This window comes from Leptolyngbya sp. DQ-M1 (genome assembly GCF_039962505.1).
Classification (GTDB): domain Bacteria; phylum Cyanobacteriota; class Cyanobacteriia; order Leptolyngbyales; family Leptolyngbyaceae; genus Leptolyngbya.
Window position 1 is genome coordinate 15,190 of sequence record NZ_JAMPLJ010000007.1, and the last position, 26,103, is coordinate 41,292.

Below are 26,103 nucleotides of genomic sequence, written 5' to 3' on the forward strand. Positions count from 1 at the left end.
ATCTTTTTTGTTTTTCAGCAAGATACGCCTTATTTTTCGTACACTAGATCGAATCATAACTCGATGGCACAACATAGTATTCAGACCGATGGTCATTGTCTATCAATTCTTACACACAACGAAGAATACTCTAGTATTCCTGTTGTGTTTATCCATGGCATTACATTAGTAGCTGATTTCTGGCTCCCAACGTTACCCCCTACCCTGGCAACAACCCCCTGTTACTTCATCAACTTGCCTGCCCATTATCCATCCCAGATACTTCCTGAGACTAAGGTTCTTCCCCTTACCTGTGAGCAACTTGCTACCCAGCTTCACAGAGCAATTCAAGCAGTTGTGGGCGATCGTCCTGTCATTTTAGTTGGGTACTCGGCAGGGGGACTAGCAGCTCTCAGTCTAGCGACTTATTATCCTACTTCAGTCAGCCGTGTTCTCTGCATTTCTGGCTCTGCAAATGGGCAATGGAACGGTGTCATGGGAGGGCTTCAGCGATTGTGTTGCATGGGATATTTAGGCATTTGGCTCTTCAAGCTGATATACAAATTATCAACGTTAAATCCAGTACTCTATCGATGGATAAGTGGACTGTTTGCGGGCGATCGCTCCACTTACTTCGATGCGCCTAGCCTAGAGCCTACCCTCACTGCAGTTTATTCCAAGGCTATTCACCACAACCCTGACGATTTAGCTTATCTATTTCATAGCTTTGCAAGCATGGATCTATCAGAAGAACTGTCTCGCATTCAGTCGCCCGTATTAATCCTGGCAGGGGACTGCGACTCTGTAATTTCTCATCGTCAGACTCAGCATCTCGCGAAAACGATTCCCCAAGTAGAACTCCAAGTTTTACCGGGAATGGGGCATATGTTTTTTGCAGAACGTTTGGCCGAGTATCAGCAAGTTCTAACAAGCTGGGTCACTCAAGCAAGTTGAACAACGTATCACGATCGCCGGCACCTATTAGACCTAATTTAAAGATCAAGAGCCAACGGGGTGCTTGAGCGCTAGCAAATGGATCAGAACGGCTCTTGATCACAGAATCGTTGAATAGGAGTGTAGGGAAAGAGAATTGCGATTGAGCGAGTGGAGCCGTTTGAATTGTTTTTGTGTTGCTTGCGAGCCGATGGGGACACTCGTTGCACAGACACTAATGCTTCTGGATAGCGGGTATGATGAATCGATCGCGTTTTGCTAGAAGTTTAGACTAGAAGAATCGTCAGACTGAAGAGACGACTGAGTGATCGACGGTGGAACCATCCATTGATGCGCCGTTGTAAGTAAGTCCAGCTTTTGCGATCGAATTCGGACTTTGCCGGAAAATGGTTGTAAACTTTTCTGCGGTTGTGTCGCGGCCACTATTGGTCTATTACCTCAGGCTTTCTGGAATATGCAGTCAATTTCTAATTTGTTTCGCCAATTAGCATGAATGCTGCCCAATTTAAGGGGGCAGGATATTGCTTCATCGTCGCCAACATAGCTTGACGTAAGGCTTGGGCTTTATTTGGCTGTTGCTGCAAATTCCGATAAAACTCCGTCATTAATACTGCGGTTGATTCATCGGGGACTGCCCAGAGCGAAACGACAACGCTTGGGACTTGGGCGGCAATCAAGGCACGAGATAAGCCAACTACGCCATCTCCGGTGATTCTGCCTCGTCCGGTGTTACACGCGCTCAGAACGACTAATTCAGCCTTCAGTTTGAGGTCGAAAATTTCATTTGCAGTCAGCAATCCATTTTCTTCTAAAGAAGGGTTTCCGGTGGCGATCGTATCTGGCGCAAGCGCGATCGCGCCCGGCACTCCCAATCCGACAAAATCACTCATCAAGCCATGAGTGGCAAGATGAATCAGGCGAGAGCGATTTATTCGTTGCAGTACGTTCGATTTTTTTGCGGCTTCGCCAACCAGTGCAGAAGATTTGAGCATTTGAGCGATCGTCTTTGCCTCTTGCTCTGATCCGGGTAAAGGTGGCAGTTGTTCAGGAGGTTCTCCGATTTCGGTCACTACTTTTGGCATGACCGGATTTCCAATAATTAGAGCTTCGGTTAATTTTTTCTCTGTCTGTTTCTTACCAAAAGTTTCTAGTTTTTTTCTTAATTGATCAGTGAGCTCCAAAACTTGAATTGATGACGAGACCGAGATAGTATGCTGTTCAATCAAGAATTTGCCTTGCGCATCTTGTAAGGCAGTAAATGGCACAAGCAGGAGCGATCGGTGAGGCACAAAGGTGACTTGAGCATTCGGATCTTTGGGGAGCAGATCTGCGATCGGTTGAATCAAAAGTTCATGCAACCGTCGCAAGGGATGTGCAGCGTCTTGAGTGGCTTTAATGTCCTCATTCAGTGTTGCCCGACCCAGCGAGACTAGATCAGATAGTTCTTCAGGAGCGCAAGACTGAGTATTTTGACATTGCCAAAGCGGTTTTAGATCAACTCGACGTAAGGTAATGTTTCCAGTCGGTTGAATCACCCAGATCAACAGCTCTGATTCGCGCGTTTCTAGCTTGCCATTTACATTAAACTGGGCAGGAATGATCGAGTATTCGACCAGAGTAGCGCGGCGCTTTTGAGCGATTTGTTTGATTTGCGCGATCGTCAAAGAAGCGAGTGGCGATCGAGGTGTTTCTTTTCGGGACGAAAGCACAGAAAGACGGCGATCGAGGAGTTCGGCAAAGGCGCGGGCGCGGGCGCGTTCAGAAATTTCGAGGGCAGCTTCGGGTTGATTTTGAGCGACGAGAACACTTTGGAGATTGCTAAAAGGCGCATTTTGCGTTTCAAAGATAGAAACTTTGAAACTGTCATTGTTGCCAAGCCTTGATCGCAGCGATTCCCAGGTCTCGATCGCTGCTCGAAGATTTTTTGCGGCTGCGTCTAAATTACCAGATTGGAACCGGACTGCGGCAGCGTTGATCCTGGCAATTCCTTCTTCTCGTCGATTGCTGCGTGAGGAGGCGTAACGCAAATATTGCCCGTAGAACTCTAAGGCTTTATCAGGATTACCCATTTGCGCGTAGATAAGCCCTTGATTGCCCCGAATTCGATAGATCAGCTCGGCATCACGGAGTTTGTTCCAGGCAATGTTCCAGGCTTGCTCATATTGGGCGATCGCGCCTTGATAATTTCCCTGAAAATAAGCAATCCCGCCCAAATTTCCCAAAGCTTCTGCTTCTCCTCTTAGGTCTTGAATCTGACGGGCTAGCGTGAGACGTTTCTGCTGGTACTCAGTTGCTTTGGCATAGTTGCGCTGAGATTGGTAAATTACGCCTAAATTTCCCAGGGCTAACGATTCTATCGATTGATTCTTGATTTTCCGTGCTAGGGTTAGCGCCTGTTCTTGATATTGAATCGCTTTGGCACGCTCTCCAAGCGCTTGATAGACAATGCCCAGATCACCGAACGTTTTAGCTTCGCTTACTTGATCATTGAATTTGCGAGATAGGGTAAGACGCTTCTGGTGAAGCTCGATCGCCTTCACATATAGATCTGCTCCAAAGTAGGCATTAGCTAAATTTCCGAATGCTTGGAGTTTTTTATGATCTTGAGTAGCAGTTATACCGAATTAAACATAGAATGCGACAGATCATACTCAAAGTCCCCCATTCTGGGGGATTTAGGGGGCGAGAATCTGTCGCATCCACAAATCAATCTGGTATTAAATACTGGTCTAAATAATCAACGGCTTCAGCATAATAATTTCCAGACTGCACATGAGCCAGTCCCAGATTGCCTAATAGCGTTGTTTCTAAGGTTGAATCTAAGTTGTGGGCAATTTTCAAGGCTTGCTGATAGTTGTAGATCGCCTTGTCATACTCACCTTGAACATGGCGTGATAATCCTAAGGCAGCTAACGTCTTAGCAATTTGCTTTGGATCTTGCAATTTGCGAGCTACGTCTAGATCAGTTTCAGAAATAGAGATGTCTGGCAATCCTTCGATCGGAAAGTAAGCAATTCCGGTTTTACTTGCTTTTTCTCCTTCCCATTGCAAGCGCTGGAGTGGTTGATAGAGTGTGAGAGGTTGCGCGATCGGGCGTGAAATCGGTCTAGACTGAGCGATTTTCTCGGCTTTGCGCTCTGCACTCATCGCTGTGAACTGTTGGCAAGACAAAGGCTGCCAGGTGAGGAGCAGCGTAAAACAGATAGAGAAGCTAATTTTCTTGAGTAACATAGTTCCTTTCCGGATGGATTTATGTCGATCGTGTGACTGCATTGCTCGCTCGGAGCGATCGCTCTACTGAGTTTTAGCTTCAATAGATGCCGTCGCAAAAGTTTCTAATTTCAAGCCTGTAATAACTGTTCCCAATCTTTTGCTAACTCTGCATCTTTAGGATTCACAGATCGCGCTTCTGCTAAAGTAGCCACCGCGTCAAACCAAATTCCATTTTCCGCATAGAGCCGAACTTTCTGTCGAAACTCTGCTTGCTGAATCTGCTGACTCAAGGACGGATTAGGACTAACTCGTAACCGAAGTTGCACAACCCTCGCTCCGCCATTATCGAACGTCGGAAGCATTCACCTACTTCGCTTCTCTCCGTATACTCCTACGGAAACTGGCACAATCTGCTACTTCCCAAACGTCCTCCAACGGTATAGATTTAAGCTCTACCGAAGGACTGAGGAGCGAATCCAGCGATGGGAGCTTTGACATTCATACCGAATTAAACATAGAGCGCGACAGATCATACTCAAAGTCCCCCAGAATGGGGGATTTAGGGGGCGAGAATCTGTCGCATCCACAAATCAATTTGGTATCAGACCGTTCTAGCTTCTAGTCGAACCGATTTTCTCAAGTTAGATTTAGTTCAGCTATTTCAGGGTTAACTGGGTATAAATTGATGCTCTTTTCTCTAATTATCCTTAATCCTCAAGCAGGCTTATGCCCGTTCAGCACAAACCTTTGCCCAGGGTAGCCGTTTTCACCGCGCTGTCCCTAATAGCTGCTCCACAACGATCGTCCCCTCCAGCGCGGTGAGTTGGGCAGCGCCCAAACCTGCTAATTTACGCCAGCCTGCTCATCCCACTTTAGAAGCATCGCTCAGCTTGAACCAAGCAGAAGACGATCTAGACAATGGGCAATATGCAAAAGCGATCGGGCGATTTCAAAAATTGCTTCGTCAGGCTGAAGCACTAAAAGATGAGCGTCAAGCGGAAAGAGCGAGAGAGGGAATCGCAAAGGCGTACTTCTTACAGGGACAGCCAGAGATTGCCGCTCGGCTGTTTGAACAGCAAGTTGCACGACAGCGAGCAAAGCAGGAAACACCAATATTGAGTCTGCTGCTACACCATCTTGCTTCTGCCTATTATCAAGTCAAACAGTATTCCAAGGCGGAACACGCACTACGAGAGGCGATCGCAGCAATCTCGACATAGTTCAACGTTTTATCGGCTGGTTCTTTTTGCGCTCCTGCTCCGTAACCTTCTCAAATCCCACTTGATCGAGCAGTGACAGGAGTTTGTCAGGAGCCGTTCGATCTTTGGGATTCGCCGTAGCCGCTTTAGAGAACATTGTCACTGCGTCATACCACAGATCTTGGGCTGCGTAGACTTGACCCCGCTCCTGATCGGATTGCGCGATCGCCAATCGCTGTTTCACCTCTGGAATCAGCGCAACCCGTCGGATCAACGCCATTCTCAAAGCATCCTTCGTGCCATCTTCACAAACGACAGCGATCGACCAGCGATAAACTTTCTCAGGTACTAGCTCAGGCGCAGTTTTCGGTAATTCAAGTGAGACGATACCAGGCTTATCTACTTGTACCGTAGTGACAAACACAGGCTTTTGCACGCCTGGCTGCATTAGCTTAAGTTCCACAGTTTGTCGGCTGGATAGATACCAAAATAAAGTTGGACGAGATGAGATCGTTTCTCCAATATGGTTGGTCGGTGCGAGGGTGGTAAAAGAAGCCGTCTTTCTCTCACCGCAAAGGCGTAATTTGTCTCCTCGCGTTCCCGTGCCTTCACTACTTCCGAAGCCCGGACGTTTAGGGGGATTGTATTGAGCGTTTGCGGGGGAAAGTTGCAATGAGCTGACAGGACTGGGTAAGGGGAGATCTAGCGGCAATACACCTTGTAGAGCAACGAGAGAAAGTGTCCCGATTCCAAGAAATATTGGGTGAACCAGCCTGAATTTGGGGGAATCAGAAGTCATCGTCTTGTGAGTCAATAGAGGGTGATTAGCTGGCTCGGTTGCAAGGATGGGCAAGTTTTGGAGTAATTCCCTCCTGTCGTACAGACGCTAAACTCTGCCACTCTCACTCTTCGAGGATTCCCATAAAACTTGATAAACGTTCGTCGGTTGTTCACGCCCTTTCAGTTGAACTGTCCCGACGGCTTGCACGGGAAATTGACCTTCAACCCGCGTAAACGTCTCTTCGCTGATTAAAATTCGGCAGAGTCCGCCCTCGATCGATTTATCAAAACTTTCGAGCCGTGCTGCCACATTCACACTATCGCCGATCGCGGTATAGTCCATGCGCTGCTGACCTCCTAAGCTACCTGTAACGACTGTGCCTGTAGAGATGCCTGCCCGCATTTGAATCGTGGGATGTCCTTGCTGTGCCCAGCGTTGATTCAGTGCTTCTAGTGCAGAGGACATCTCGATCGCGCATTGCACAGCACTGTAAGCATCTTGAGCAATGTCTTGACTGGTTTTACGAGCGATCGGAACACCAAAGACCGCCATAATCGCATCCCCAATAAATTTATCTACCACCGCCCCATGCTTCAACACCACTTCCGTCATCGCTTCCATATATTCATTCAGCCAAATCATCAGCGTTTCGGGGTCGGTACGTTCGGCAATGGTGCTGAAGTTTTTAATATCGGTAAATAGCACCGTTGCCGTGAGTTTTTGTCCCCGCAGGCGACCTTGGGACAGTAGTTGATCTCGATCGCGCCAAATTGTCTCAGCAATCGTCGGGGTTACATATCGCCCAAAGAGATTCATCACGGTTTGGTGATCGCGGCGTTCTGAGTGGGCAATGTGAACCGTGACGACCATCGCAGACGTGAGAAGCGCTAAGGCGGGTGGGACAACAGGAATCCACCAGGAAAAGCCGAATGCTGCAAAGCTCCCTATCCCTAGCCCTCCGACTGCAATTACCATGCCTGCTACTGCCCAACGCGGCGAGCGCACCATCCAGCCTAACGCCGTTCCCACACCCGACCAAAGCAGAATCCAAACTGCTTCAATTGCATCTGTCCAAACTTGGAAGCCCGAGCGCCCGTCGATCGCAGCGCTAATAATTTGACTGGCTAGATTCGCCTGTACCTCAACGCCTGCCATTCTCTCTGGAGTCGTGATCGAGTCACCGCTATAGGGAGTGTAGAAGACATCTTTGATGCTTCGAGCCGTCACTCCAATTAAAACGATTTTGTCTCGAAAGGGTTGTTCTTGCGAGTCACGCATCAGATCAGCAGGCAGTCGGTCTTGCAGCACGTCCATCAGCGACACTGTGCGGAACTTGCCAGAAGCACCTCGATAGTTCAGCAAGATTTGATAGCCGCCTGCATCCGCTGAGACATAGCTACCATCGTTTGATTCAAAAATGGGAAAGATGCCGCGCCCAAGCTGGAGATACTGTGAATTGGTTGTCGCTGGCTGGGGTGTGATTCTCTGAGCTTTTAAATAGAGCATTGCAAGGCGCAATCCCAAACTTTCCAGGGATTGCTCTCCATTGGGGCTTGTCCAATAAAGTAGACCTCGACGCAGTTTCCCATCGCCGTCGAGTACCACATCGTTTGAAGCAGTTTGATTGCGCTGTTTCAGGATGGGGGGAGGTGCAACCTCGACTTCTGTACTTCCGCCTCTTTTTTCAATGCCAATTAGGTTAGGGGTTGTCTCGAATACTTTAGCCAGCTCTGAGTATCCTGGTTCTACTGGGAGATCCCGATAGATATCTAAACCGATCGCTCTTGGTTTTTGCTGCTTAATCTTCGTCAACAACTTGGCGAGGGTAGCATCATCAAACGGATAACGCTTGAGTTGCCGAATGTCGTTTTCGTTTACGCCAACAATTATGACGCGATCGTCGGTTACTTCTCGGGGACGCAGCCGAACATATTGATCAAATGCCATCCATTCCAAAGATTGTAATGCCCCAGCAGACCGCAGAAGCACGATCAATCCTGCCGCGCTGGGAATTGTGATCCAAAGCACACCAAACTTTCGGATTGTTTGAGCAAGTGATAGCAGCATAAGGAAGCGGGAAAAGGATGATTACCATTCTGATAATTCTTCCCCAGCAAAGCTTACTCTTTCAGAGGAAAGGAGTAGTTTATATATTAAGTATAATTTGTGAGTGATGGCTGTAATTGCTTTTGGTGCTCCTAGGCGAGTTCGCAACCGTCGATAACACGCACCGAGAGGCAGATCGAACGCCCGAGAAAAACCAAAGAGCTTACTACAGTGGCAAAAAGCGAAAACACACGCTGAAAGCGCAAATAGTTGTCAACCAAGCGATCGGACAAATTATCCGCACCGCCTTTGGCAAATGTTCGCTCTACTTTGATAGTTTGTCCCAGGTTTGAATAATAGACTGGAAGGATCTTGGAAGATTCTTTGTTTTTAAATCAATGTACTGTAACGATTTCTTTCTGCTTGTGACCCGATTCGAGCACACTTTCACCCCAAGCAACATGAACAGAGTACAACACGATACCGGGAAGAACTGCGCCACCCCTCAAAGTGTTGGCGAGAAATCACTTGCTTGAAAGTTGCTGTGTAAATTGAGCGAACTGAGCATTGAGGGGCATTGAGGGATTGTTGTGCTTATTTCTGATGATGACCGGCTAAGTTGACAGTACCCTCAAAGCTAGATCACCAAAATTGGACAAGTACCGGTAGTTGACGTTTCATACAGGATAAAACGTTGAAAGCAGAGACTGAGCTGCGGCAAGTCAAATACTTGAGCAACACCATTGAGCAAGACCGTCGCAACGTGAAACGAATTGTGAAGCCGATGCTGTGATTTCGGCCGTTCAACACGGCAAGGAGAACATTGCGAGGGATTGTAGTGATGAATATGATTCGCAAAGGACAAGTAAAAGAAATCAAACGAGGGGACAGTGTATCCCAAGTGGACTTCATCAATGAAATCTTTGGGGTGAGTGCTTAAAGCAATGTAAACGAGACCAGTTCGTTTGTCACTTTGTTTGTCACTTTAAAGTCTTTGCGACACAACCCTATGCTTTGCCACAGCAAAACTAAATTTGTACTTTATTCGATTGATGCTCAAACGCCTGACAATCAGCTAGCTCTCAATAGGCTTCATCAGCATTTACACGGGTTAATCTTAATTTTTAACATCAAAAGTTACGAAAAATATTAAGTGAATACACTATTGTAATAAAAAATATAAGTGAAATTACGGTTTGCGCTTTCGCAATAGATCATTAAAAATTTGTGAAGACAGAGTTATTTCCTGAAGTTAAGTCGTAGTTCCAAGATTTCGCAGTCCTTTACTGTACTTAGGGCAACTTCTAGTAATTTGACTGAGCCAAGATTGAACATTTGAAGACTAGTATTCTCAGCCGAGTGCAGGATCGTCCTACCTTTACATTGCAAAGGTGCTGGTTAAGCTCATGCTTACCTCTTGATGGAAACTTCAATCGAGCAGGTTGACTGTGACTAGGAATGTCACGACTAAATATCGCAATTTGAGGTAGAAAGCTGGCATGATTACAACTCAAAGTTTCAAGAGTTCACTGGATGTTCCATCTGTTAATGCCGTGATGGAAGCAGCCTGTAGAGAAGCCGTTTGCAGCCCAAAAGCGTTGTATCTGTTCATGCACCGATTTGTCCACTATGGCAGAAGCTATAGTTTTCTAGTGCCGCGATTGGCAGGCATCATTGGATCTAGTAAATTGCTATATGATCCAAACTGTGCAATTGCAGCCCATGCAGAGCGAGCAATGGATGTAGCAGCTAACGTACTCACTGCTGCCCTGGAAGAGTTTCGTGATCCGAGAACGAATGTCTCTCATAGAACGCTTTCTTACGGACTACTGGATAAATTGGCAGAGTATGCAGGTCTATCCCAAGCAGAGATCAAGGATGTAGCAACATCCGGCGATTGGCTTGCAGGGGTTCTGAAAGCTGTAAATGAGGGATACGATGCCCAATCCGACGATCTTAGCAGCATGGTACGAGCAATGGGCTTCCATGTTGGAGCCGAAATCGTTGGAGAATACGAATGTAGCATCATCAATGAGGTGCTTTATTCAGAGCAACGTCAGACGCAATTCGGTCAGTTTATCAAACAAAACAAGCTGCACTTTGAGGCGGGAAGCGTTAGCCCTTGGTATTGGATTGTGATTCATGGAACCTTTGGAACAAAGGGCGTGGAATTAAAACATTCAGACGGAGCGCTGTTAGCACTGAATCAAGTGGTGCAATATGCTGATGCTTCCGAAGCACAAATTGTAGAGTGGGCAGATCAGGGATTTGCTCAATTCAATCAGACTCAGCAGAGATTCTTTCAACTGGTGCATCAAGAGTTACGTCGTTTATCACCACTCTTAGTAGCAATCTAAGCCCAGTCAGTTCTGCCTAATTTAGCAATCGCTGCTTGTTATTCCATAAGCAGGAGAGATTTTGTTGCCCAATACTGCATGCATATTTCATACAAAATCTATTGCTGCAGCGTTCACATTTCAATTGACATTAGTATTGCCATTTGCAGGCAAAATATACTAACCTGAGAGCGAGCTTGAGAATTGGGAACGTCACTAGCGAGATTGCAACGTTTGTTTGTCCTTTCATTCACTTACCCTATGTCTACTCAATCTATTTCGTGTCATAATCATGCCTCCATGCTCAAAGTTCAAGAGGTGGAAGGCAAAGGGAAGGGTGTGTTTGCTCAATGCTTTATTCCATCTGGAACATTGGTTTGTGTCGGTTGTCCGATCGAAGTGACATCAATGAGAACTGAACACTCCTTTCAGGTTGACTGGGAACGCCATGTGGAGTTAGATGAACCTGCTCGATTGATTAATCATGGCTGTGATTTCAACTTGGTCATCCGAGACAATGAGTTGGGTGGATATAGCTTCTACGCAACGAGAGATATTCTCGTAAGTGAAGAACTGTGCTGGCATTACGGAATGACAGAAGCTCTGTCGATCGCAGTTCAGAGCTGCCGTTGTCGCTCTGCCCATTGTGAAGGGCGTAGTCTTGGATTTACAGAGATGTCAAAGGTAAAACAAGAAAAGCTGCATCAAAACGGCGTTGCGAATTACCTTTCCAAATGGTACATCGGACAGGCTAGAGAGTTAAACATTTTGCGAGCATCGTAACCATTAACATCAAGCGTGTTGAGAGTGATGATGCTATATCGTTGCTCTTAACACACTCGATCGCGGCGTTATTGCTCGCTTATGCAAGATGAAGGGGAAACTCAATCACAAATTCTGTCCCCTGTCCTGGGACAGAGTGGCAGTACAACTTACCCTGATGTTGCTGAGTAATGATTTGGTAACTAATTGATAAACCTAAGCCAGTTCCCTGCCCGATAGGCTTGGTGGTAAAGAAGGGGTCAAATAGCTTTAATTGCATATCCTCCGGTATCCCGGTGCCATTATCTGCGATCGCAATTCTGACCCATTGTTGCTGAATCACCTCAGTCCGAATCTGAATTTGATCGAGATGAGCTTCTCCTCCCAGGGAGCGGTGTTTTCGCTGTTCATGGATGGCATCGATCGCATTCGCCAAAAGATTCATAAACACCTGATTGAGCTGTCCTGCATAGCAAGTTACAAGTGGTAACTCACCGTAGTCTCGGATGACTTGAATTTCTGGAGAATCATGTTTTGGTTTCAATCGATTTTGCAGAATCAACAGCGTACTTTCTAGACCTTCGTGGATGTTAACGCTTTTAAGCTCTGCCTCGTCCAAGCGGGAAAAGTTACGCAGTGATAGAACAATGTTGCGAATTCGCTCTGAGCCAAGCTTAACTGAGTCAAGGAGCTTGGGTAAGTCCTCTTGTACAAATTCGAGATCGATCTCTTCAATTTCAGTTTGAATGGCTGGAGTTGGTTTGGGATACTCCTGCTGATACAGCGCAAGTAATTTCAGTAGGGATTGAGCATAGTCGGATGCAGGGGCAAGATTACCATGAATAAAGTTAACAGGATTATTGATTTCGTGAGCAACGCCTGCCACTAACTGCCCCAAACTAGACATCTTTTCGCTTTGGATCAAATGGCTTTGTGTTTGCTGTAACTCTTGCAAGGTTTGTGATAGTTCTTGTGTCCGTTCTTGTACACGAATTTCTAACTCATCTTTCTGTTGCTCCAAGGATGCAAAAGAGCTTTGAAGCTGATTTGCCATCTTGGTAAAAGTCGTAGTTAAGCGACCAATCTCATCTTGCCGTTTAAAGCTGAACTCAATCTCAAAGTTGCCATCTGCGACTTGCTCGGTTGCAACCAGTAATTGCTTGAGCGGTTGCGTGACCTGCTTGTGTAATATGGAATACAGCAGTAGCACTTCAATCACCAGCGCAATTAAGCCGACCATTAGAATGGTTCTAGCGTTATTTAGCGCAATTTCATTAATTAATGCTTTAGGATAAACGACGACAAAATACCAATCCGGCCCACTTAGTTTTGTGACTGCAAGGAACTCGTGCTCTGAGGGATTATCAATAATGATTTGCCCTGATTTTGCAGTTCTAACAGCCTCAAAGATACGTCTGAGATGGGCATCTCCAGTATCGAGAATGTTGAAATTACCTTGCTTCTGTTTAATTTGCTCCATTCGAGCAGTATCGACAATCAGTCTCCCATCTTCACGAAAGATGATGTTGTAGGTTCCTCGAAGCGTATTTTTAACAGTTCGCTCCATCAGATCGTTTAACACAACATCATGGGCGATCGTTGCAATATGGTTGCCTTGAGCATCATCGATCGGAGTCGCGGCTGTCACCATCCAAAGTTTAGCAACGTCATCAAAGAAAAGCCCCGTCCATTTCGTCTCGCGAGCTGGATTCTGCTTTGGAGTTGAAATGTGGAAGAACTCTTCTTTGGGCAAGTACAAATCAGGTTTTGCCACTAAGCCCCAAGCAAAACCAGGAAAATACCCAATTTCCACATTTTCCGGGGTAATAACATAGGTGTTTGTGAATCGGTTATGCCAAGCAGCACCGTAATAACTCAGCAAATCATAAGCGACGATCGTGTGACGACGTAACTCTGCGTTAATTGAAGTATTTTTGCCAATGAAGAGATGCGGATAAAGTTCTGTATCAAACGTTTCAATGGCGCGACTCTGAGGAAAATTGCGGTGAGTTCCATCAGACCACGGAATTGCTAATTCAGCGAATTTCTGCTGTGGGTCTTGTTCTCCCATCTTCTTGAGATTCTTGAGAAATCGCTGCTTAAATTGTTGATGATTATCTTCCGCAAGCTTAAATAGAGTTTCCTCGTGCTTGCCGCGATCAAGGCTATACTTTTCTAAATCCGACAGGATGATTGTTTGGATGGAGTGTGTTAGATGAACATAGCTGATCCCGGTTGCAGCAATAATCACACCTGCTAAACTAAACCCCATCTTTATTAAGGTACTACGGGTGAGGGACTGGTTGGGTTGATGGGAACTCGATTTCATAGAGCAGGGCAAGTAGAAATTGTAGAACTATAGCGATCCTAGTTGAGTTATGAAATCGATCTGCCCTCATCCCTAGCCCTTCTCCCTAGAGGAGAAGGGAGCAAGAATCTAGTCCCTCTCCCTGAGGGAGAGAAATTTAGGGTGAGGGCAGGATTTATGCAATTTACAAACCAATTAGAATTGCTATATTGCTGTCTGAGGGCTAATTCGTGTTCTACTTCAACATTGAAGAGAACCACTAAAGCGCCGATCTCATCAATCAACATTCCCTAAAATCAGGCTACTCTCCCACAGAATTTTACAAAGCAGAATTTCGGAATAGTGTTAAATCTACATGAGGCGGCAAAAAGGGTTGTGTCGCAAAAATGGTAGGGTGGGGAGGCTCAATTTTCTTTCACTTTATCTTAAATGGTTGCCCAATCCTTGTTTAAGTGGCGGCACTTTCTGCCAGAAATCATCCTGCTGAATATACGGTGGTATTGTCGCTATCCCTTGAGCTATCGGAACCTAGAAGAGATGATGGCGGAGCAAGGGGTGGAAGTGGATTATTCCACCATTTATCAGTGAGTATTGAGCTACGCCCCAGAACTGGACAAACGAGTTCGATCGCACCTGAACCAGACCAACGATTCCTGGCGGGTGGATGAGACCTACCTCCAGGTGAAAGGAGCATTGTGGGTTTCGATAACCTTCTCGGACTCAACAATTCAAGAAATACTGTCACGGCTGTAACTTTGGGCGTTCAACTCTTACAAAATCAAGCGGGAGGGGTGCGTTTAGAAACAACGGTGATGCGAGGCTTGCGTCAGCCTGTTGGGAACTTCAATGCAGGAGAGGTCGTGGATGCAGAAGAGAGTCGTGGTATTGGCTTTCGCTTGCTAGCAAATGATGCTTCTGGTCGCTTCAAAGCGGATGCTGGATTTGTACGGAGCACTTTCACGAATCCATCAAGTGATCCGCAACTTACAGATCAGTTAGACATTGTGAAAGTTGAACCTGTCACGCGAAACGCTTGGTATGCTGAGGCAAGTTATGACCTGCTTAAAGATGTCAGACTTGACGCAGCTCGCACTTTAGGACTGTCGCTGAATTTTCGTCACGAACGGGTTGAACCACAGTTCGGTACGGTTGGAGCCAGTGTTACAGCGGATCGGCTACAAACTCAGTACGGCTTTAACGCCTCGATCGCAGGTGCAACGATTCAATATCAATCCAGTCAAAATGAGGACAACTTAGCCAACATTCCTACCGTTCTCAAAACTCAAACACGCAATACTTCGCTGAATGTCAATGTTCCGCTACAGACCGTGCTGAATGTGCAGAATAACTTATTACCGACTTTAACTTATAGTTTTCAACGAACCCGGCAAGTTGGCATCAATAGACTTCTTGCGTGAATCGATGCGGGGGTAGTAGAAATAGGTCAAGGAGGACAAACTCATGACCTACGAACAACTCAAGACGCTCAAGCCGAGTGCTTTCAAACGCAGATGCGGGGTGCATCCTGAAACCTTTGAGCAGATGGTTGAGGGGCTGCGCCCCGACCTTGACCGAGCAGGAAAACGGGGCGGACAAGCCAAGTGCGGCAAGAAGCGCAAGCACACCCTAAAAGCACAAGTCGTGGTGGATCAATCGACGGGGCAAATTATTTGTACCGCGTTTAGCAAGGGACGAGTGCATGACTTCCGAGTCTTCAAGCAGTACCGCAGCCCCATGCTTCCCGAACAGTTGTGTCTCGCTGGCACAGGCTATCAAGGGTTAGCGAAATTGCATCCCTACAGTTGCACCCCGACCAAGAAGTCAGCAAAATCAAAGCTCGACAAGGAGGAGCGGCACTACAATCAGATGCTTGCGAGTTTGCGAATTGTGGCAGAACACACGAATCGTCGCTTTAAAATTTGGCGGATTCTGGCAGAACGTTACCCGCACTTGCTTGCGTCGCGCAGTGCTCGGAGACGACGGTTTGGGTTGCGGTTTAATCTCATCGCCGCGATCGTCAATATTGAGCTTGCTCGCAGTTCTTGATTCACGTTGATTCACGCAAGAGGTCTAATGAAGAAGTGAACTTTAGAAACATGAAGTCAAGATTTGTCAAAAATTGGGCAGTTTTTCAAGCATAGCTGCTGGTCTTCATGATGACATCGCTGTTATATTGACGCACTAATTCAGCGATCGCACCTAAACCGTTTAACCGGTCGCCGCTTGAACGGTTTAGGAACGCTTTAAGAACGCTACTCCCGCTAACTTAGGTTCAACACTATAGGTTCAACGCTCCAGGAGAAGATGGCGATGCGAATTCAATTTACGAAACAGTCGGGTAAGCACGATCGCATGACGTGTCTCCAGATAAATGGCACCACTACATCCTGCCCAATGCCCAAGGGAGTTCTGCAACAATTTCATAAGAACACTTAGAACTAGGTCGCGGCTCCAAGACTTCTCCTAGCAATAGCAACAATTAGCCATTGGAGAAACCTTAGAAATTGAATTCGTATTTGCAACTTGGATTGCATAGGTAGATGAAACCGAACGTGTAAAGCATAACCGTCTCAGAAATAATTAAAACTCAAGAACAATCAGGAGAACTAACATGGCACAATATCGAGCTAATTTACCGCAACTCTCAAATGATCTATTCCTTACCGATGGCGGACTAGAAACTACGCTCATTTTCCAGGAAGAAATCGATCTGCCTGATTTCGCTGCTTTTGATTTGTTGAAGCACTCAGCAGGTTATCAATCTTTGACTCACTACTTCCGCACTTACGCAACAATGGCTCAAAACTATCAAGTTGGACTCATTCTAGAGAGTGCAACTTGGCGGGCAAATCCAGATTGGGGAACTAAACTCGGTTACTCTAGTGCGGAACTCGTAGAGATGAACCGCAAAGCGATCGCGCTCTTACACGACATTCGACAGGAATACGAAACTGAGCAATGTCAGATGGTGATTAGTGGCTGTGTTGGTCCTCGCGGAGATGGCTATATTCCTGGGGATGCCATGACAGTGGATGAAGCAGCAGACTATCATCGGAGCCAAATAGAAACGTTTCGCGATGCGGATGCTGATTTAGTAACAGCAATTACGATGAACTACGTTGAAGAAGCGATCGGTATTGTTCAAGCAGCTCAAGCGATTGGGATGCCTGTCGTAATTTCATTCACCCTAGAGACAGATGGCAAATTACCGACTGGACAGAGTTTGAAAGATGCGATCGCACAAGTTGATGCTGTAACGAATCACGAGCCTGCCTACTACATGATTAACTGTGCCCATCCAACTCACTTTGCCAGCACATTAACCCAAGGTGAACCCTGGCTAGAGCGGATTCGTGGATTGCGAGCTAACGCTTCGACTAAGAGTCACGTAGAGCTAAATGAATCAGAAACGCTGGACGATGGAAACCCCGAAGAACTCGGTAGCCAATATCGTTCGCTAAAAGCTACGCTTCCAAACTTAAACGTACTGGGAGGATGTTGCGGGACGGACGATCGCCACGTCGAAGCCATCTGTAAAGCCTGCCTACCTCTATTCTGGACATATGTTTCATCTGCAACATTGATGCAACGAGTTTAACCAATCTACAGCCTTCTCTGACTATTGGAGAACAACCTATGCACTACCCTGTCTCACCTACGGACACCACAATTTCCTACGACCCATGACGCTGCATTAGATTCACTGTTTCAGCGCATCTTTCAAGCTCTTGCCCCCAGTGGCATCTTCACTGTTGATGTCGTCGTTCCAGGGCAGATCATGTCAGGAGAAATTGTGAAAAGCTTTACCGAAGAACAATTCAATCTTGTCCTTCGGTAAAGCAAGAAGACCCAATTCAGCAAATGCAGTTCTGTCGCAAAGATTTTAGGTAGTCTTAAACAGGTAGGATGCGTTAATTCGGTTTTGGCTTTCAATGTTTTATCCTGCTTCAATTGGTCTTGTACATTTGGCGTGTGAGCAGCAAACGAGGGCTTTATCATCTATTCAAGAAAAAACTTTGAGTTCATGGTATCTGAGGTGCTGATTGTTAAATACAAACTTTTTACCCCACTTCCTTTGCACTGATCAAGTAATTATTTGAGTTTGTCCTGCATCAACAGGTGTTTAGTTTCCCCAAGCTTCAACTGTATGGCATCTTTTCACGAGTCAATTAGGATTGCTATAGCAATCGCGACGGTTAACAGGTGTGGCTTTGTTGCAGACTCAGAGTAAAGAGTTGTTCTAGATGAAGCTTCACGTAAGGACTCCTTGCTGTGAAATAAACCTGAATTAGTCCTGTGTTCAATGAAACTTTCAGGACTTTCACATAAATATCTTCCTCAGCAAAAGCTGGTTCATCTGGTAGAAAAAGATTAAGCTTGAGATTGGTTTGCACTGCGGGAAATGTCTCCGGATTGAGGTCGGCGATCTGAATTTCTCCACCCCGTTCAGAAAGCTGGATCAAAGCTCCCTTAAACCAAGTGCCATTAATCTGTTTACCGTCTAAAACGGCATATTGAAGCGGAATCGATCGGGGCAGTGAAACTAGGGACTCTTGGCGTTCTGGCAGAGCTAAGTTGTAAGTTCCCCGAATTGCACTCACATCATAAACTGTAATCGGATGCTTAATGCCTTTCGCTTGCACCTGCTGCACTTCTCGAAACACGAGAGCATCGCTGACGTCCTGTGCAGTCGATTCTGAAATCAGAATCTGTCCGCCGATCGTAAAAGATTCAATCCGATAGGTTAAATTCACATGGCTCCCAATCACGCTGTACTTCGTGCGCTTTTCTGAGCCGATATTACCAACCACAACCTCCCCGGTATGAATCCCAATGCCCATTTCTAAAGCTGACCAGCCCAGTTGTTGAAGTTTTTCGTTCACCGGGATCAAGGCTTGCTGCATCGCAATGGCACAAGCGATCGCTCTTTCGCTATCATCAGCTCGGAGCGTTGGCGCACCAAACAAGACTAAAATGCCATCCCCCATGAATTCATCGATCGTGCCTTGATAAGCTGTGATCACATCGGTCATTGCAGCGAGATAAATGTTTAGAATCTTCACGACCTCTTCGGGTGGAAGTTGTTCGGCAGTTGCGGTGAAGCCGCGTAAGTCCGAGGTCAAAATCGTAATCTTTCGCCGTTCTCCGCCAATTTTCAGCCCCTCCGGATTTTCGAGCAAACTGGCGACAACTTGATCGGTTAAGTAGCGACCAAAGGTTTTACGAATCTCTGCCGCAGTTCGAGCAATATAAGCAGTCACAAACATTGCTGAACCCGTCAAAGCTATCAAAGGCGGTACTACTGGAATCCAGAGTCCTTGTAGAAATGCAGCGTAGCCCACCAAGACTAACCCGCCTCCAGCCGTGAGAATGCTTGCGATAATCAAACTTAGACGATATCGATCGCTCAGTTTAGAGGATTGATTGGTCGATCGATTGCACCAGATCAAAAGCACCCCTAGACCCGCCCAGCCGATGATCCAAGCGCTCTCAACTGGCTCGTTCCAAGCGTGAATCAACGATCGCTTCTCCAGTGCAGCACTCAGAATTTGGCTAATTGCGTTAGCATGAATCACCACGCCTGGCGTGCGTTTGGGTGCAGTGAGCAAACTGCTACTATAAGGTGTGTAGAACAAATCCTTGAGACTCTCAGCCGTACTGCCGATTAATACAATGCGATCGCGCATCAACTTAGCCGGGATGCGATTCCGTATTACTTCAGTCAACGAAATCGTTGGAAACTGCTGAATCTGCCCGCGATAGTTGAGCAAAACTTGATATCCTCCCGCTTCTGCTCGTTGATATCCACCATCATCTGAAGCAAAACTGGGAAAAATTGCCTGACCTAGCTTGATTTTCTCATCTGGAGTCAGTTCGGGCTGAATACCTTGCTTTTCCAGATAGAGCAAAGCCAGCTTAAAGCTAAAACTAAACACCGTATTGCCTGCTGAATCATCCAAATAAAGCAAACTGCGGCGAATCTTGCCATCCCCATCGATCGGTAAGTCATTCGCGCCGACTTGATCGCGCTGCTTCAAAATCGGTGGTGGCGCAACTGCGGAACTATCGACACTTTCAGCAATCTTCTGAACTCCAACTAGATTCGGAGTAGTTGAAAACACTTGATTGAGCTTCTGGATACCTTGTTCAACAGGCAGATCCCGATAGATATCTAAGCCGATCGCTCGCGGCTTCTGATTCCGAATGTTGGTCAAGACTTGAGCAAGCATTGCATCTGAGAGTTGCGTCCGCTTAATGTTGCGTAAATCCTGCTCTGTGATTTCGACAATAACAATCCGAGACTCTCTCGACTCAGATGGGCGCATCAAGAAGAACTGATCGAGCATTGCAAGTTCTAACATTTGCAGTGCACCCAGAAACCGCAATCCAAGCACTAGAATCGTTACGCTGGGGACTGCAATCACTACACCGCGCCAATGCCAGAGTTGTCGTTTTAATCTCGTCCAAATCATCGCGTTTGCTCCTAGTGCTTTAATGTTAAGCCGTGATTAGAGATAACTCAAATTGTTGTCCTCGTCGAACAAACCCTAAAAATCCATCTTTTTGAGCATCAGGTAAGAGTCCAGGCTGATAACCATACAGCCACATTTTGCGGCGAAAACGTTCTGGTAATGTGATCAGTTCGCTGTAATGAGCATGAACCGGAGTTCGGGCGATCGCGGTTTCACAATCATGAAAAATCAGGTCAGCTTGCTCATAAAACGGATAGTTCTGCTGTAAACAAAGCTGTGAATCTCCTGAGATAAAGACTTTTACGCCCTGAACTTCAAAGAATAAACCGTAGCTCGGCATGACATAAAATCCTGTATCGACATGAATCATGCGTACGAGTTCAAATCGAATTCCTTCCCACATGAACCCTTCTCCTTTACCAATGCGATGAACTGTAAAGTAAGTGTCCAGTGTTGCAATATCTTGATCAATCGATCGCATTCCACCGGATAAGGTTCTGTCCCAAAGTTCACTCGCAATATCTTTGCTGAGATAAAGATTGGCACGATCGCAGCGTGGATCAAATCGCCGCGTCATGCCGATAAACTCTAGTCCGCCCGCGTGATCAGCGTGCAGATGGCTAATAAAAATATCAGTAATCTCTAGATAAGACAGTCCCGCCGCATAGAGTGAAAAGCGAATATCAGAGCCGCAGTCAATTAAAAGTTTTCGTCCGCGATCGCTCGTTAAGAGCATATTGGAGTGAAAGTTATCTCCGCCAACCGTGAATGCTGATCCTGATCCGAGAAATAGTAGGTTTGGCATAGTAAAAGCAACATAGGGCATCTAAAATTCAGGCAGCAATCAGCATTGCAAGACTTGAATGTTGCTAGTCTTCACTAGAACAACATTCAAGCGCTAAAAAGCTACACTAACGTTGGGTAGATTGATGACTGTTAACCATAGATTGACAAGTATTAACCAAGGGTTCAGACATCACAGCAGAAAGGTCGACCGATCGCAGCAACTCTCTCCAACTCATGTTCAGCCTGAGATCGCTCGGTTGCCTCAAGCGTAATGCAGCGAGTATCGTTAAGGCTTCGTGCCAGATTCCTGCTTCTGCGTAGAGCCTTACTTGTTCTCTCGGAGTTGCTGTTTTCAGTGCTTGGGTGAGTTCTGGATTGGCTGCAATTCGCTCAATCCACCCATCGACGCTGATTTCGTTGCCTGTGCCGTCTACCTTACAGTTGATACTCAGAAACCAGCGATACTGCTGACCCACTTCGAGCGCGGGAGCATCCGGCGGCAAAGTGAACTGAAAAATGCCTGCCGTTTTTGGGAGTGCGATCGTCGTTTCATACACCACACGACTTTCTTTGTCACCCAGAATCGTGAGTTGAGCAGTGCCGCTCACCGCTTGAGGTAGTGACCAAAACAGCGTGGGACGGTCTGAAACCGTTAAGCCAAACTTATCTTTGGGCAGTAAGGGAGTTAGGCTCTTACGGCTTGCATCACACTGTCCTCGCGTCGCTCCACCTGCTGTAGTCTTCGGCGCACCGCGCTTTGGTGGTTTAAATGCTTGGGCAATCAGAGTCGGAGTGGACAGTTGCGACGATCGCGGCTGAGTTGGAGCAGCAACGGTTGGAACCGAGAATGCTCCAAGCGCCAAGGGAATCATTAAGAGAGATTGAAACAGTTTCATAGATTTGTTTAGTGACGATTTGCGAACAGAGCGCTGCTGTCATCCTAGAAAGGACAGCAATCAAAGGTCATCGCGAGGGCTACTCAGGTTAGAAATTCAGCCGGATCAAAAATGTGGAAATTTCGCAGGACGGATGAGGCGATCGTGAGCTATGGCATCCTTCACCAAGGACTTCCAATCATCGTAAAACTCGACCAGTAGTAGGGATGAGAGAATGTTTGTTTCGTTGCCGACTCATCAGAACGTAAGCTGTCTTTTTCTTTTAGAAGTTGAAGCTGTGCTTGTCGGAGTGCTTCTGCTTTGATCGGTGAGGTCTTTAAAGCTTGGTAAAACTTTGTCATTAACTCTAGTGTTCCTTGATCATCGACCGACCAAAGACTTGCCATTGCTGTTTTGACCCCAGATTTAACAGCGAGACCTGCGAAACCCAGTTCTGCGTCTTCATCGCCTAACGCCGTTTGGCAAGCACTCAAGACCAGCAGTTCAACGGGTGGCTTGTTCCAACCGAGTTGTCGGATTTGATCGAGCCGGAGCTTTGTGTCCGAGAGTTGGATATAAGAATTTTTTAGTGTGCCGGGTTGAAATTCGGCATGAGTTGCAAGATGAACAATTCCATAAGGATTGCTGTTTCGTTGAGATTTCAGGTTTTCTAGCGTGAATGCAGTGTTCAAAAAGCCTCTTCCGCGCCACAGCGTCGTTACGGTGTTAATTTCGAGCGGGACAGCAGGCAAAGGAGCTTGATCGGTTTGAGGAAACTGCGATGCCCCCATCGCCAAAATTTCAGATTTTCTAATGTCGCTATAGCGAGTGTCGGTGAGACTGATACTCGGCATCAATCCCAAACTGTAACGCTCGATCAAGAAGCCCGTGCCATCATGCAAGGCAGCAAAGGGCAGCGATCGCAGTCCTGCATCGGTGATGAACACTAAGCTTTGAATGTCGCGGCGCTTAAACTCAGCTTCTAGTGGTGCAACTAACCATTGGTAAAGTTGTTGTGCTGGAGCAAGGTAAGTTGTCGTGCGGACTCGATTGCGATCGGAGACTTCTTTTTGAAACTGTCGCGCGAGTTTGACCACTGTGCTGCGCGTTGCTCCAGGAATTCGCTTGCGAATCGGAGCGCCCTTTGCGGTGACAATAAACAGTTCTAGCTGGTCGCGATCGCGATCAGCCTGAGAGCGCCTTGTTGATTCCGCTTGAGAAATATCGCTGGGTACAAACAAGGCGTAAACTAATGCAGGCTTAATGCCAGTATTGGTTTCTACATCTGAAAGATCCGATCGAACATCTGGTAGCTCTTTCGGTTCAACTTCATCGAGTTCTAAATAATCCTCAAACCCTTGTGAAACCTCCTCATCAATTTCACTCATGAAGGGATCAACTTCTAACGAGTCTGAACTACTCACCGTGGGAATTTCATCTAAACTCTCCTCTGACTCCTGTTCAAACTCATCCGGATCAATATTGGGTTTTGGGGCTTCTTGTGGTGGATTGCTCGGCTCAGTTGGGGTATCCGGTTGAGGAATTGGTGCGGCTGTAACCGTCGCTTGCACAGTCACAGGGTTAGAGGTCGCGACAGCATCGGATGCAGTAAGCGTAAAGGCTGAAAAGCTGCCTGTTGTTCCAGACGGAGGAGTGTATTCAAAGGTTTGAGGAGTTTGAGGATCTGCGGAGATTTGCACGGTTGACCCTTGGACTGGAACGCCATTGATTCTCAAAGTTGCTCCGGGCGGAAGGTTCAGAAACAATGTTGTTGCATCACGATCGACATCTGTGACTAGGGGAGCGAGATCGCGAGTTGTAAAAGTAATTGACTGTCCTGATTCAACCGGGAACAGTGTTGTGTTTGCGCTGAGAGTCGGTGCATCATTTTTAAACGTGAATGTCACATTGCTTTGAGTGACTGATCCAACTGTTCCGAAGGCAGTTGTCGGCGAGATTGTAGTATCGGTTGTGATTGCGCCTGCGGTTCCATTTGTTGCAGCATCTCCAACCACAAACGGAGCATTGGAAATGCCACCATCATGACGAATTTCGACGATTCCACTCGACGCATTGGACTGTGTATGAATTGTGTCTGCTGGAAACAGGGGCACGAATTTAGTTCCTCGAACAGTACCATTTAGCGCAAAGAGTTGAACACTGCCTCCAATTCCTGATGTCGATGGTTCCCCTTCTATTGGTAGTTCCCCTTCTATTGGTGATTCCCCTTCTATCGGTAGTTCCCCTTCTGTTGGTAGTTCCCCTTCTATCGGTGGTCGCTCCCCGCCTCCAAAAAAACCACCCCCGGATATTGCGCGAGTGTTAATACTTTCAAAGGTGATGTTTCCGTTAGTGGAGGTCAAGCTCACGGCTCCACCGACCGTAATGTTGGTATAGAAAGCACTCACCGCAGAAGTGTCGATCGCCCCTGTCACAATATCTCCGCCTGCACTAATATTCACCCCGCCACCAAGTGCATCGATCGTGGTATTTGCAGAGGTATCGATCGCCCCTGTAGTGACCGTGCCGGGAGCTTGAATGATTACCGTATCTAGAGAAGTAGAGCTAAAAAACAGTCCTGTTCTAATATTGCCAACGCTGACATTCGCAGGAGTGGTTGGCGCGTTCTGCTCGAAAGTTGAGGTTTCCGCTGTCACCGGGAAACTACTAACCGGATTCGCAAGTGTGCTTAAGCCTGCTCGAAGAATGACAGCAGGACGAGTGCTAAGAATTTCAATATCTGGATCAGATCCAGTAAGCCCCACATCGGGCTGAGTGATCGTAATGTTGCCGCCTCTAATGCTGCCTGTCGCTTCGACTTTGAGAGAGGCTCCGGTGTAATCTCCGAAAGAGACATCTCCATTTGCACTAATGATCGGATCGTACAAGCTCAGGAATGTTCCTGGATTGCCGTTCAGGGTTTGCAGCGTGAAGTTACCCCGACTGGCAAAATGAGCATCTCCAGAGATGATGCCATCACTCATCAGAGTCAGGTTGCCACCACTGACAAAGGGCGTTTGTTGAAGATGATTGAGCGCCAGAATATCAATTCCTTGGTTGCCGCGAAGCCAGAGATCACCTTGCGATCGGATCAGTACCGGATTGGTCACGCTGTCTCGCACTCTGACAGTATCATTCGCAAAGAGGCTGAGATTTCCAGTGGTTTGAAACTGGCTCTCAAACAGGGTAAGCGTTTGAGCGGCGGATAGGGTTGCTGCTTTAGCGGTAAGAGTTCTCACTGCAACATCACCATTCCCAATCCGTAATCCTGATCCGGTTAGTTCAACTTCCCCGTTTTGATTGAGCGTCAAGCGAGTTGCATTCGTGCCCGTTCCGCCAGTGAGCAGTTGCGGAAGTGTGGCAACCGATGGAGCAGCAAAGACCAGAGATGGAACAACTTCCAAGCTGAGAGAACTTCCAGTTGGATTGAGGCGAACCAGCGATCGTTCTGGAACTGTGGCGGCTAACAATTGCCCATTCGGAGCCGCAAGCGTGCCAGTGCTAACGACAGTTCCCCCAAGCAGCGTCAGATTTCCGTTGGGAACCGTGAGGTTTCCGGTGTTGACGATCGCGCCACTCAACGCAAAGGGAAAGGCAAAAGCATCAGGATTGCCGTTTAAGGCTGAATAGTTCGTGGTGGTTGCACTGAGCCAGTTTCCCCCAAAACCGATTCCCGGAGCAGTCGTCGCAGTAAAAGAACCCGGAACATTGAGCGAAGCCGTATTGCCAAAGAGAATACCAGACGGATTCATCAAAAAGAGATTAGAGTTGCCGCCTGTCACTTGAATCAATCCATTAATGATGGATGGATTGCTCCCGTTCACACCCGCCAAAATATTCTGAATCGTGGGATCAGAGAGAAAGTTGGCAATCTGGTTCTGATTCAACCCAAACTGGGTGAAACTGTGAAACAGGTTCGCGCCATCCGTCGATCGCGCTCCCCCAGTAATATCAAATCGATTGCCGTTGAGTGTTGAAATTGTTCCTCCGGTTGGAACAATTTGAGCCGTTGCAGTCTGGCTTAGACCCGCTACACCAATGAGTGCGATCGCGAACGGAAGTTTTTTCAGGACAGTCATCAGGAAGCTGGAGTAATAAGCAATCATCGGCTTTATCGATAATCAGGACAAGCGACTCTGGGCAGGCAACCAAACTGCGATCGCAACTGTCGCTCAGTGTTCCTGTAGAGCTAGAGTTGTTTCACAGCGAAGCTAGATACAGCTTTCGTGTGTAGCGAGAGCCATAATGACAGATATTAAGGAGGGTTAGCAGATGGGAGAGCAACCGTAGAAACGCTTAGAACTAAGACGCAGAGTTAAAGGAATTCTGGATATTTTACTGTTGAATGCCCTTGAAATTGCAGTCGATCGCTGCCTCTCCTGAGAATCAAG

General features: G+C 46.9%; 17 protein-coding genes and 3 pseudogenes. 10 read left to right on the top strand and 10 right to left on the bottom strand.

The window, feature by feature from the left end:
• The first annotated feature begins 63 nt into the window (after positions 1 to 63).
• Positions 64 to 933: an alpha/beta hydrolase gene (locus NC981_RS19820; RefSeq protein WP_348244516.1), complete on the top strand. Its 870-nt coding sequence runs from the start codon at positions 64 to 66 to the stop codon at positions 931 to 933.
• 467 nt (positions 934 to 1,400) lie between these two features.
• Here the strand turns inward: NC981_RS19820 and NC981_RS19825 are convergent, their stop codons facing one another.
• The 3 genes from NC981_RS19825 to NC981_RS19835 form a co-directional block, all read right to left on the bottom strand.
• Positions 1,401 to 3,551, bottom strand: a complete 2,151-nt coding sequence (locus NC981_RS19825) for a CHAT domain-containing tetratricopeptide repeat protein (protein WP_348244656.1) — start codon at positions 3,549 to 3,551, stop codon at positions 1,401 to 1,403.
• Positions 3,552 to 3,639: 88 nt separating this feature from the next.
• Positions 3,640 to 4,164 carry a tetratricopeptide repeat protein gene (locus NC981_RS19830; protein WP_348244517.1) on the bottom strand — a complete coding sequence of 175 codons (525 nt, stop codon included), beginning with the start codon at positions 4,162 to 4,164 and terminating at the stop codon, positions 3,640 to 3,642.
• 110 nt (positions 4,165 to 4,274) lie between these two features.
• The gene (locus NC981_RS19835; protein WP_348244518.1) at positions 4,275 to 4,508 is read right to left on the bottom strand and encodes a DUF928 domain-containing protein; all 234 of its coding nucleotides are present in this window, start codon (positions 4,506 to 4,508) and stop codon (positions 4,275 to 4,277) included.
• Between the two features lie 456 nt (positions 4,509 to 4,964).
• Here NC981_RS19835 and NC981_RS19840 point away from each other — a divergent pair, with 456 nt between their 5' ends.
• The gene (locus tag NC981_RS19840) at positions 4,965 to 5,366 is read left to right on the top strand and encodes a hypothetical protein (RefSeq protein WP_348244519.1); all 402 of its coding nucleotides are present in this window, start codon (positions 4,965 to 4,967) and stop codon (positions 5,364 to 5,366) included.
• A 1-nt stretch (position 5,367) separates the two neighbouring features.
• On the opposite strand, the gene NC981_RS19845 is transcribed toward NC981_RS19840, so the two are convergent.
• Together NC981_RS19845 and NC981_RS19850 are read right to left on the bottom strand one after the other, a co-directional pair.
• Entirely contained in the window at positions 5,368 to 6,144 is a 777-nt protein-coding gene (locus NC981_RS19845; protein ID WP_348244520.1) for a DUF928 domain-containing protein, read from the bottom strand.
• Positions 6,145 to 6,231: 87 nt separating this feature from the next.
• Complete coding sequence (locus NC981_RS19850; RefSeq protein ID WP_348244521.1) at positions 6,232 to 8,193, bottom strand: adenylate/guanylate cyclase domain-containing protein; 1,962 nt, start codon at positions 8,191 to 8,193, stop codon at positions 6,232 to 6,234.
• A gap of 194 nt (positions 8,194 to 8,387) precedes the next feature.
• Between NC981_RS19850 and NC981_RS19855 the strand changes: the two are divergent.
• From NC981_RS19855 to NC981_RS19870, 4 genes and pseudogenes are all read left to right on the top strand, one after another.
• A pseudogene (locus tag NC981_RS19855) lies at positions 8,388 to 8,483 on the top strand (IS5/IS1182 family transposase); the annotation flags it as partial.
• A gap of 362 nt (positions 8,484 to 8,845) precedes the next feature.
• A pseudogene (locus NC981_RS19860) lies at positions 8,846 to 8,944 on the top strand (IS6 family transposase); the annotation flags it as partial.
• A gap of 727 nt (positions 8,945 to 9,671) precedes the next feature.
• Complete coding sequence (locus NC981_RS19865; protein WP_348244522.1) at positions 9,672 to 10,529, top strand: hypothetical protein; 858 nt, start codon at positions 9,672 to 9,674, stop codon at positions 10,527 to 10,529.
• Between the two features lie 240 nt (positions 10,530 to 10,769).
• Positions 10,770 to 11,291: an SET domain-containing protein gene (locus NC981_RS19870; protein ID WP_348244523.1), complete on the top strand. Its 522-nt coding sequence runs from the start codon at positions 10,770 to 10,772 to the stop codon at positions 11,289 to 11,291.
• Positions 11,292 to 11,370: 79 nt separating this feature from the next.
• Here NC981_RS19870 and NC981_RS19875 read toward each other — a convergent pair whose 3' ends face one another.
• The gene (locus NC981_RS19875; RefSeq protein ID WP_348244524.1) at positions 11,371 to 13,599 is read right to left on the bottom strand and encodes an ATP-binding protein; all 2,229 of its coding nucleotides are present in this window, start codon (positions 13,597 to 13,599) and stop codon (positions 11,371 to 11,373) included.
• 408 nt (positions 13,600 to 14,007) lie between these two features.
• Between NC981_RS19875 and NC981_RS19880 the strand changes: the two are divergent.
• The 4 genes and pseudogenes from NC981_RS19880 to NC981_RS19895 form a co-directional block, all read left to right on the top strand.
• A pseudogene (locus NC981_RS19880) lies at positions 14,008 to 14,268 on the top strand (IS6 family transposase); the annotation flags it as partial.
• A 65-nt stretch (positions 14,269 to 14,333) separates the two neighbouring features.
• Positions 14,334 to 14,996 carry a hypothetical protein gene (locus NC981_RS19885; protein ID WP_348244525.1) on the top strand — a complete coding sequence of 221 codons (663 nt, stop codon included), beginning with the start codon at positions 14,334 to 14,336 and terminating at the stop codon, positions 14,994 to 14,996.
• A 43-nt stretch (positions 14,997 to 15,039) separates the two neighbouring features.
• Positions 15,040 to 15,624: a transposase family protein gene (locus NC981_RS19890; RefSeq protein WP_348244526.1), complete on the top strand. Its 585-nt coding sequence runs from the start codon at positions 15,040 to 15,042 to the stop codon at positions 15,622 to 15,624.
• Between the two features lie 565 nt (positions 15,625 to 16,189).
• The gene (locus NC981_RS19895) at positions 16,190 to 17,176 is read left to right on the top strand and encodes a homocysteine S-methyltransferase family protein (protein ID WP_348244527.1); all 987 of its coding nucleotides are present in this window, start codon (positions 16,190 to 16,192) and stop codon (positions 17,174 to 17,176) included.
• 598 nt (positions 17,177 to 17,774) lie between these two features.
• Here the strand turns inward: NC981_RS19895 and NC981_RS19900 are convergent.
• The 4 genes from NC981_RS19900 to NC981_RS19915 all read right to left on the bottom strand — a co-directional run bounded on the left by NC981_RS19900 (position 17,775) and on the right by NC981_RS19915 (position 25,791).
• Positions 17,775 to 20,051, bottom strand: coding sequence for an adenylate/guanylate cyclase domain-containing protein (locus NC981_RS19900; RefSeq protein WP_348244528.1), 2,277 nt, complete (start codon positions 20,049 to 20,051; stop codon positions 17,775 to 17,777).
• Positions 20,052 to 20,076: 25 nt separating this feature from the next.
• Positions 20,077 to 20,856, bottom strand: coding sequence for an MBL fold metallo-hydrolase (locus NC981_RS19905; protein ID WP_348244529.1), 780 nt, complete (start codon positions 20,854 to 20,856; stop codon positions 20,077 to 20,079).
• Between the two features lie 106 nt (positions 20,857 to 20,962).
• On the bottom strand, positions 20,963 to 21,733 hold the full coding sequence (locus NC981_RS19910) for a DUF928 domain-containing protein (protein ID WP_348244530.1): 771 nt from the start codon (positions 21,731 to 21,733) through the stop codon (positions 20,963 to 20,965).
• Between the two features lie 161 nt (positions 21,734 to 21,894).
• Positions 21,895 to 25,791, bottom strand: a complete 3,897-nt coding sequence (locus NC981_RS19915; RefSeq protein WP_348244531.1) for a CHAT domain-containing protein — start codon at positions 25,789 to 25,791, stop codon at positions 21,895 to 21,897.
• Between the last annotated feature and the right edge of the window lie 312 nt (positions 25,792 to 26,103).

What these genes read in the sequence shown, in the direction of transcription:
- NC981_RS19910 (WP_348244530.1), bottom strand. Translation starts at nt 21,733, where the DNA reads ATGAAACTGTTTCAATCTCTCTTAATGATTCCCTTGGCGCTTGGAGCA.
- NC981_RS19865 (WP_348244522.1), top strand. Translation starts at nt 9,672, where the DNA reads ATGATTACAACTCAAAGTTTCAAGAGTTCACTGGATGTTCCATCTGTT.
- NC981_RS19905 (WP_348244529.1), bottom strand. Translation starts at nt 20,856, where the DNA reads ATGCCAAACCTACTATTTCTCGGATCAGGATCAGCATTCACGGTTGGC.
- NC981_RS19895 (WP_348244527.1), top strand. Translation starts at nt 16,190, where the DNA reads ATGGCACAATATCGAGCTAATTTACCGCAACTCTCAAATGATCTATTC.
- NC981_RS19870 (WP_348244523.1), top strand. Translation starts at nt 10,770, where the DNA reads ATGTCTACTCAATCTATTTCGTGTCATAATCATGCCTCCATGCTCAAA.
- NC981_RS19835 (WP_348244518.1), bottom strand. Translation starts at nt 4,508, where the DNA reads ATGCTTCCGACGTTCGATAATGGCGGAGCGAGGGTTGTGCAACTTCGG.
- NC981_RS19890 (WP_348244526.1), top strand. Translation starts at nt 15,040, where the DNA reads ATGACCTACGAACAACTCAAGACGCTCAAGCCGAGTGCTTTCAAACGC.
- NC981_RS19915 (WP_348244531.1), bottom strand. Translation starts at nt 25,791, where the DNA reads ATGACTGTCCTGAAAAAACTTCCGTTCGCGATCGCACTCATTGGTGTA.
- NC981_RS19845 (WP_348244520.1), bottom strand. Translation starts at nt 6,144, where the DNA reads ATGACTTCTGATTCCCCCAAATTCAGGCTGGTTCACCCAATATTTCTT.
- NC981_RS19850 (WP_348244521.1), bottom strand. Translation starts at nt 8,193, where the DNA reads ATGCTGCTATCACTTGCTCAAACAATCCGAAAGTTTGGTGTGCTTTGG.
- NC981_RS19830 (WP_348244517.1), bottom strand. Translation starts at nt 4,164, where the DNA reads ATGTTACTCAAGAAAATTAGCTTCTCTATCTGTTTTACGCTGCTCCTC.
- NC981_RS19900 (WP_348244528.1), bottom strand. Translation starts at nt 20,051, where the DNA reads ATGATTTGGACGAGATTAAAACGACAACTCTGGCATTGGCGCGGTGTA.
- NC981_RS19875 (WP_348244524.1), bottom strand. Translation starts at nt 13,599, where the DNA reads ATGAAATCGAGTTCCCATCAACCCAACCAGTCCCTCACCCGTAGTACC.
- NC981_RS19820 (WP_348244516.1), top strand. Translation starts at nt 64, where the DNA reads ATGGCACAACATAGTATTCAGACCGATGGTCATTGTCTATCAATTCTT.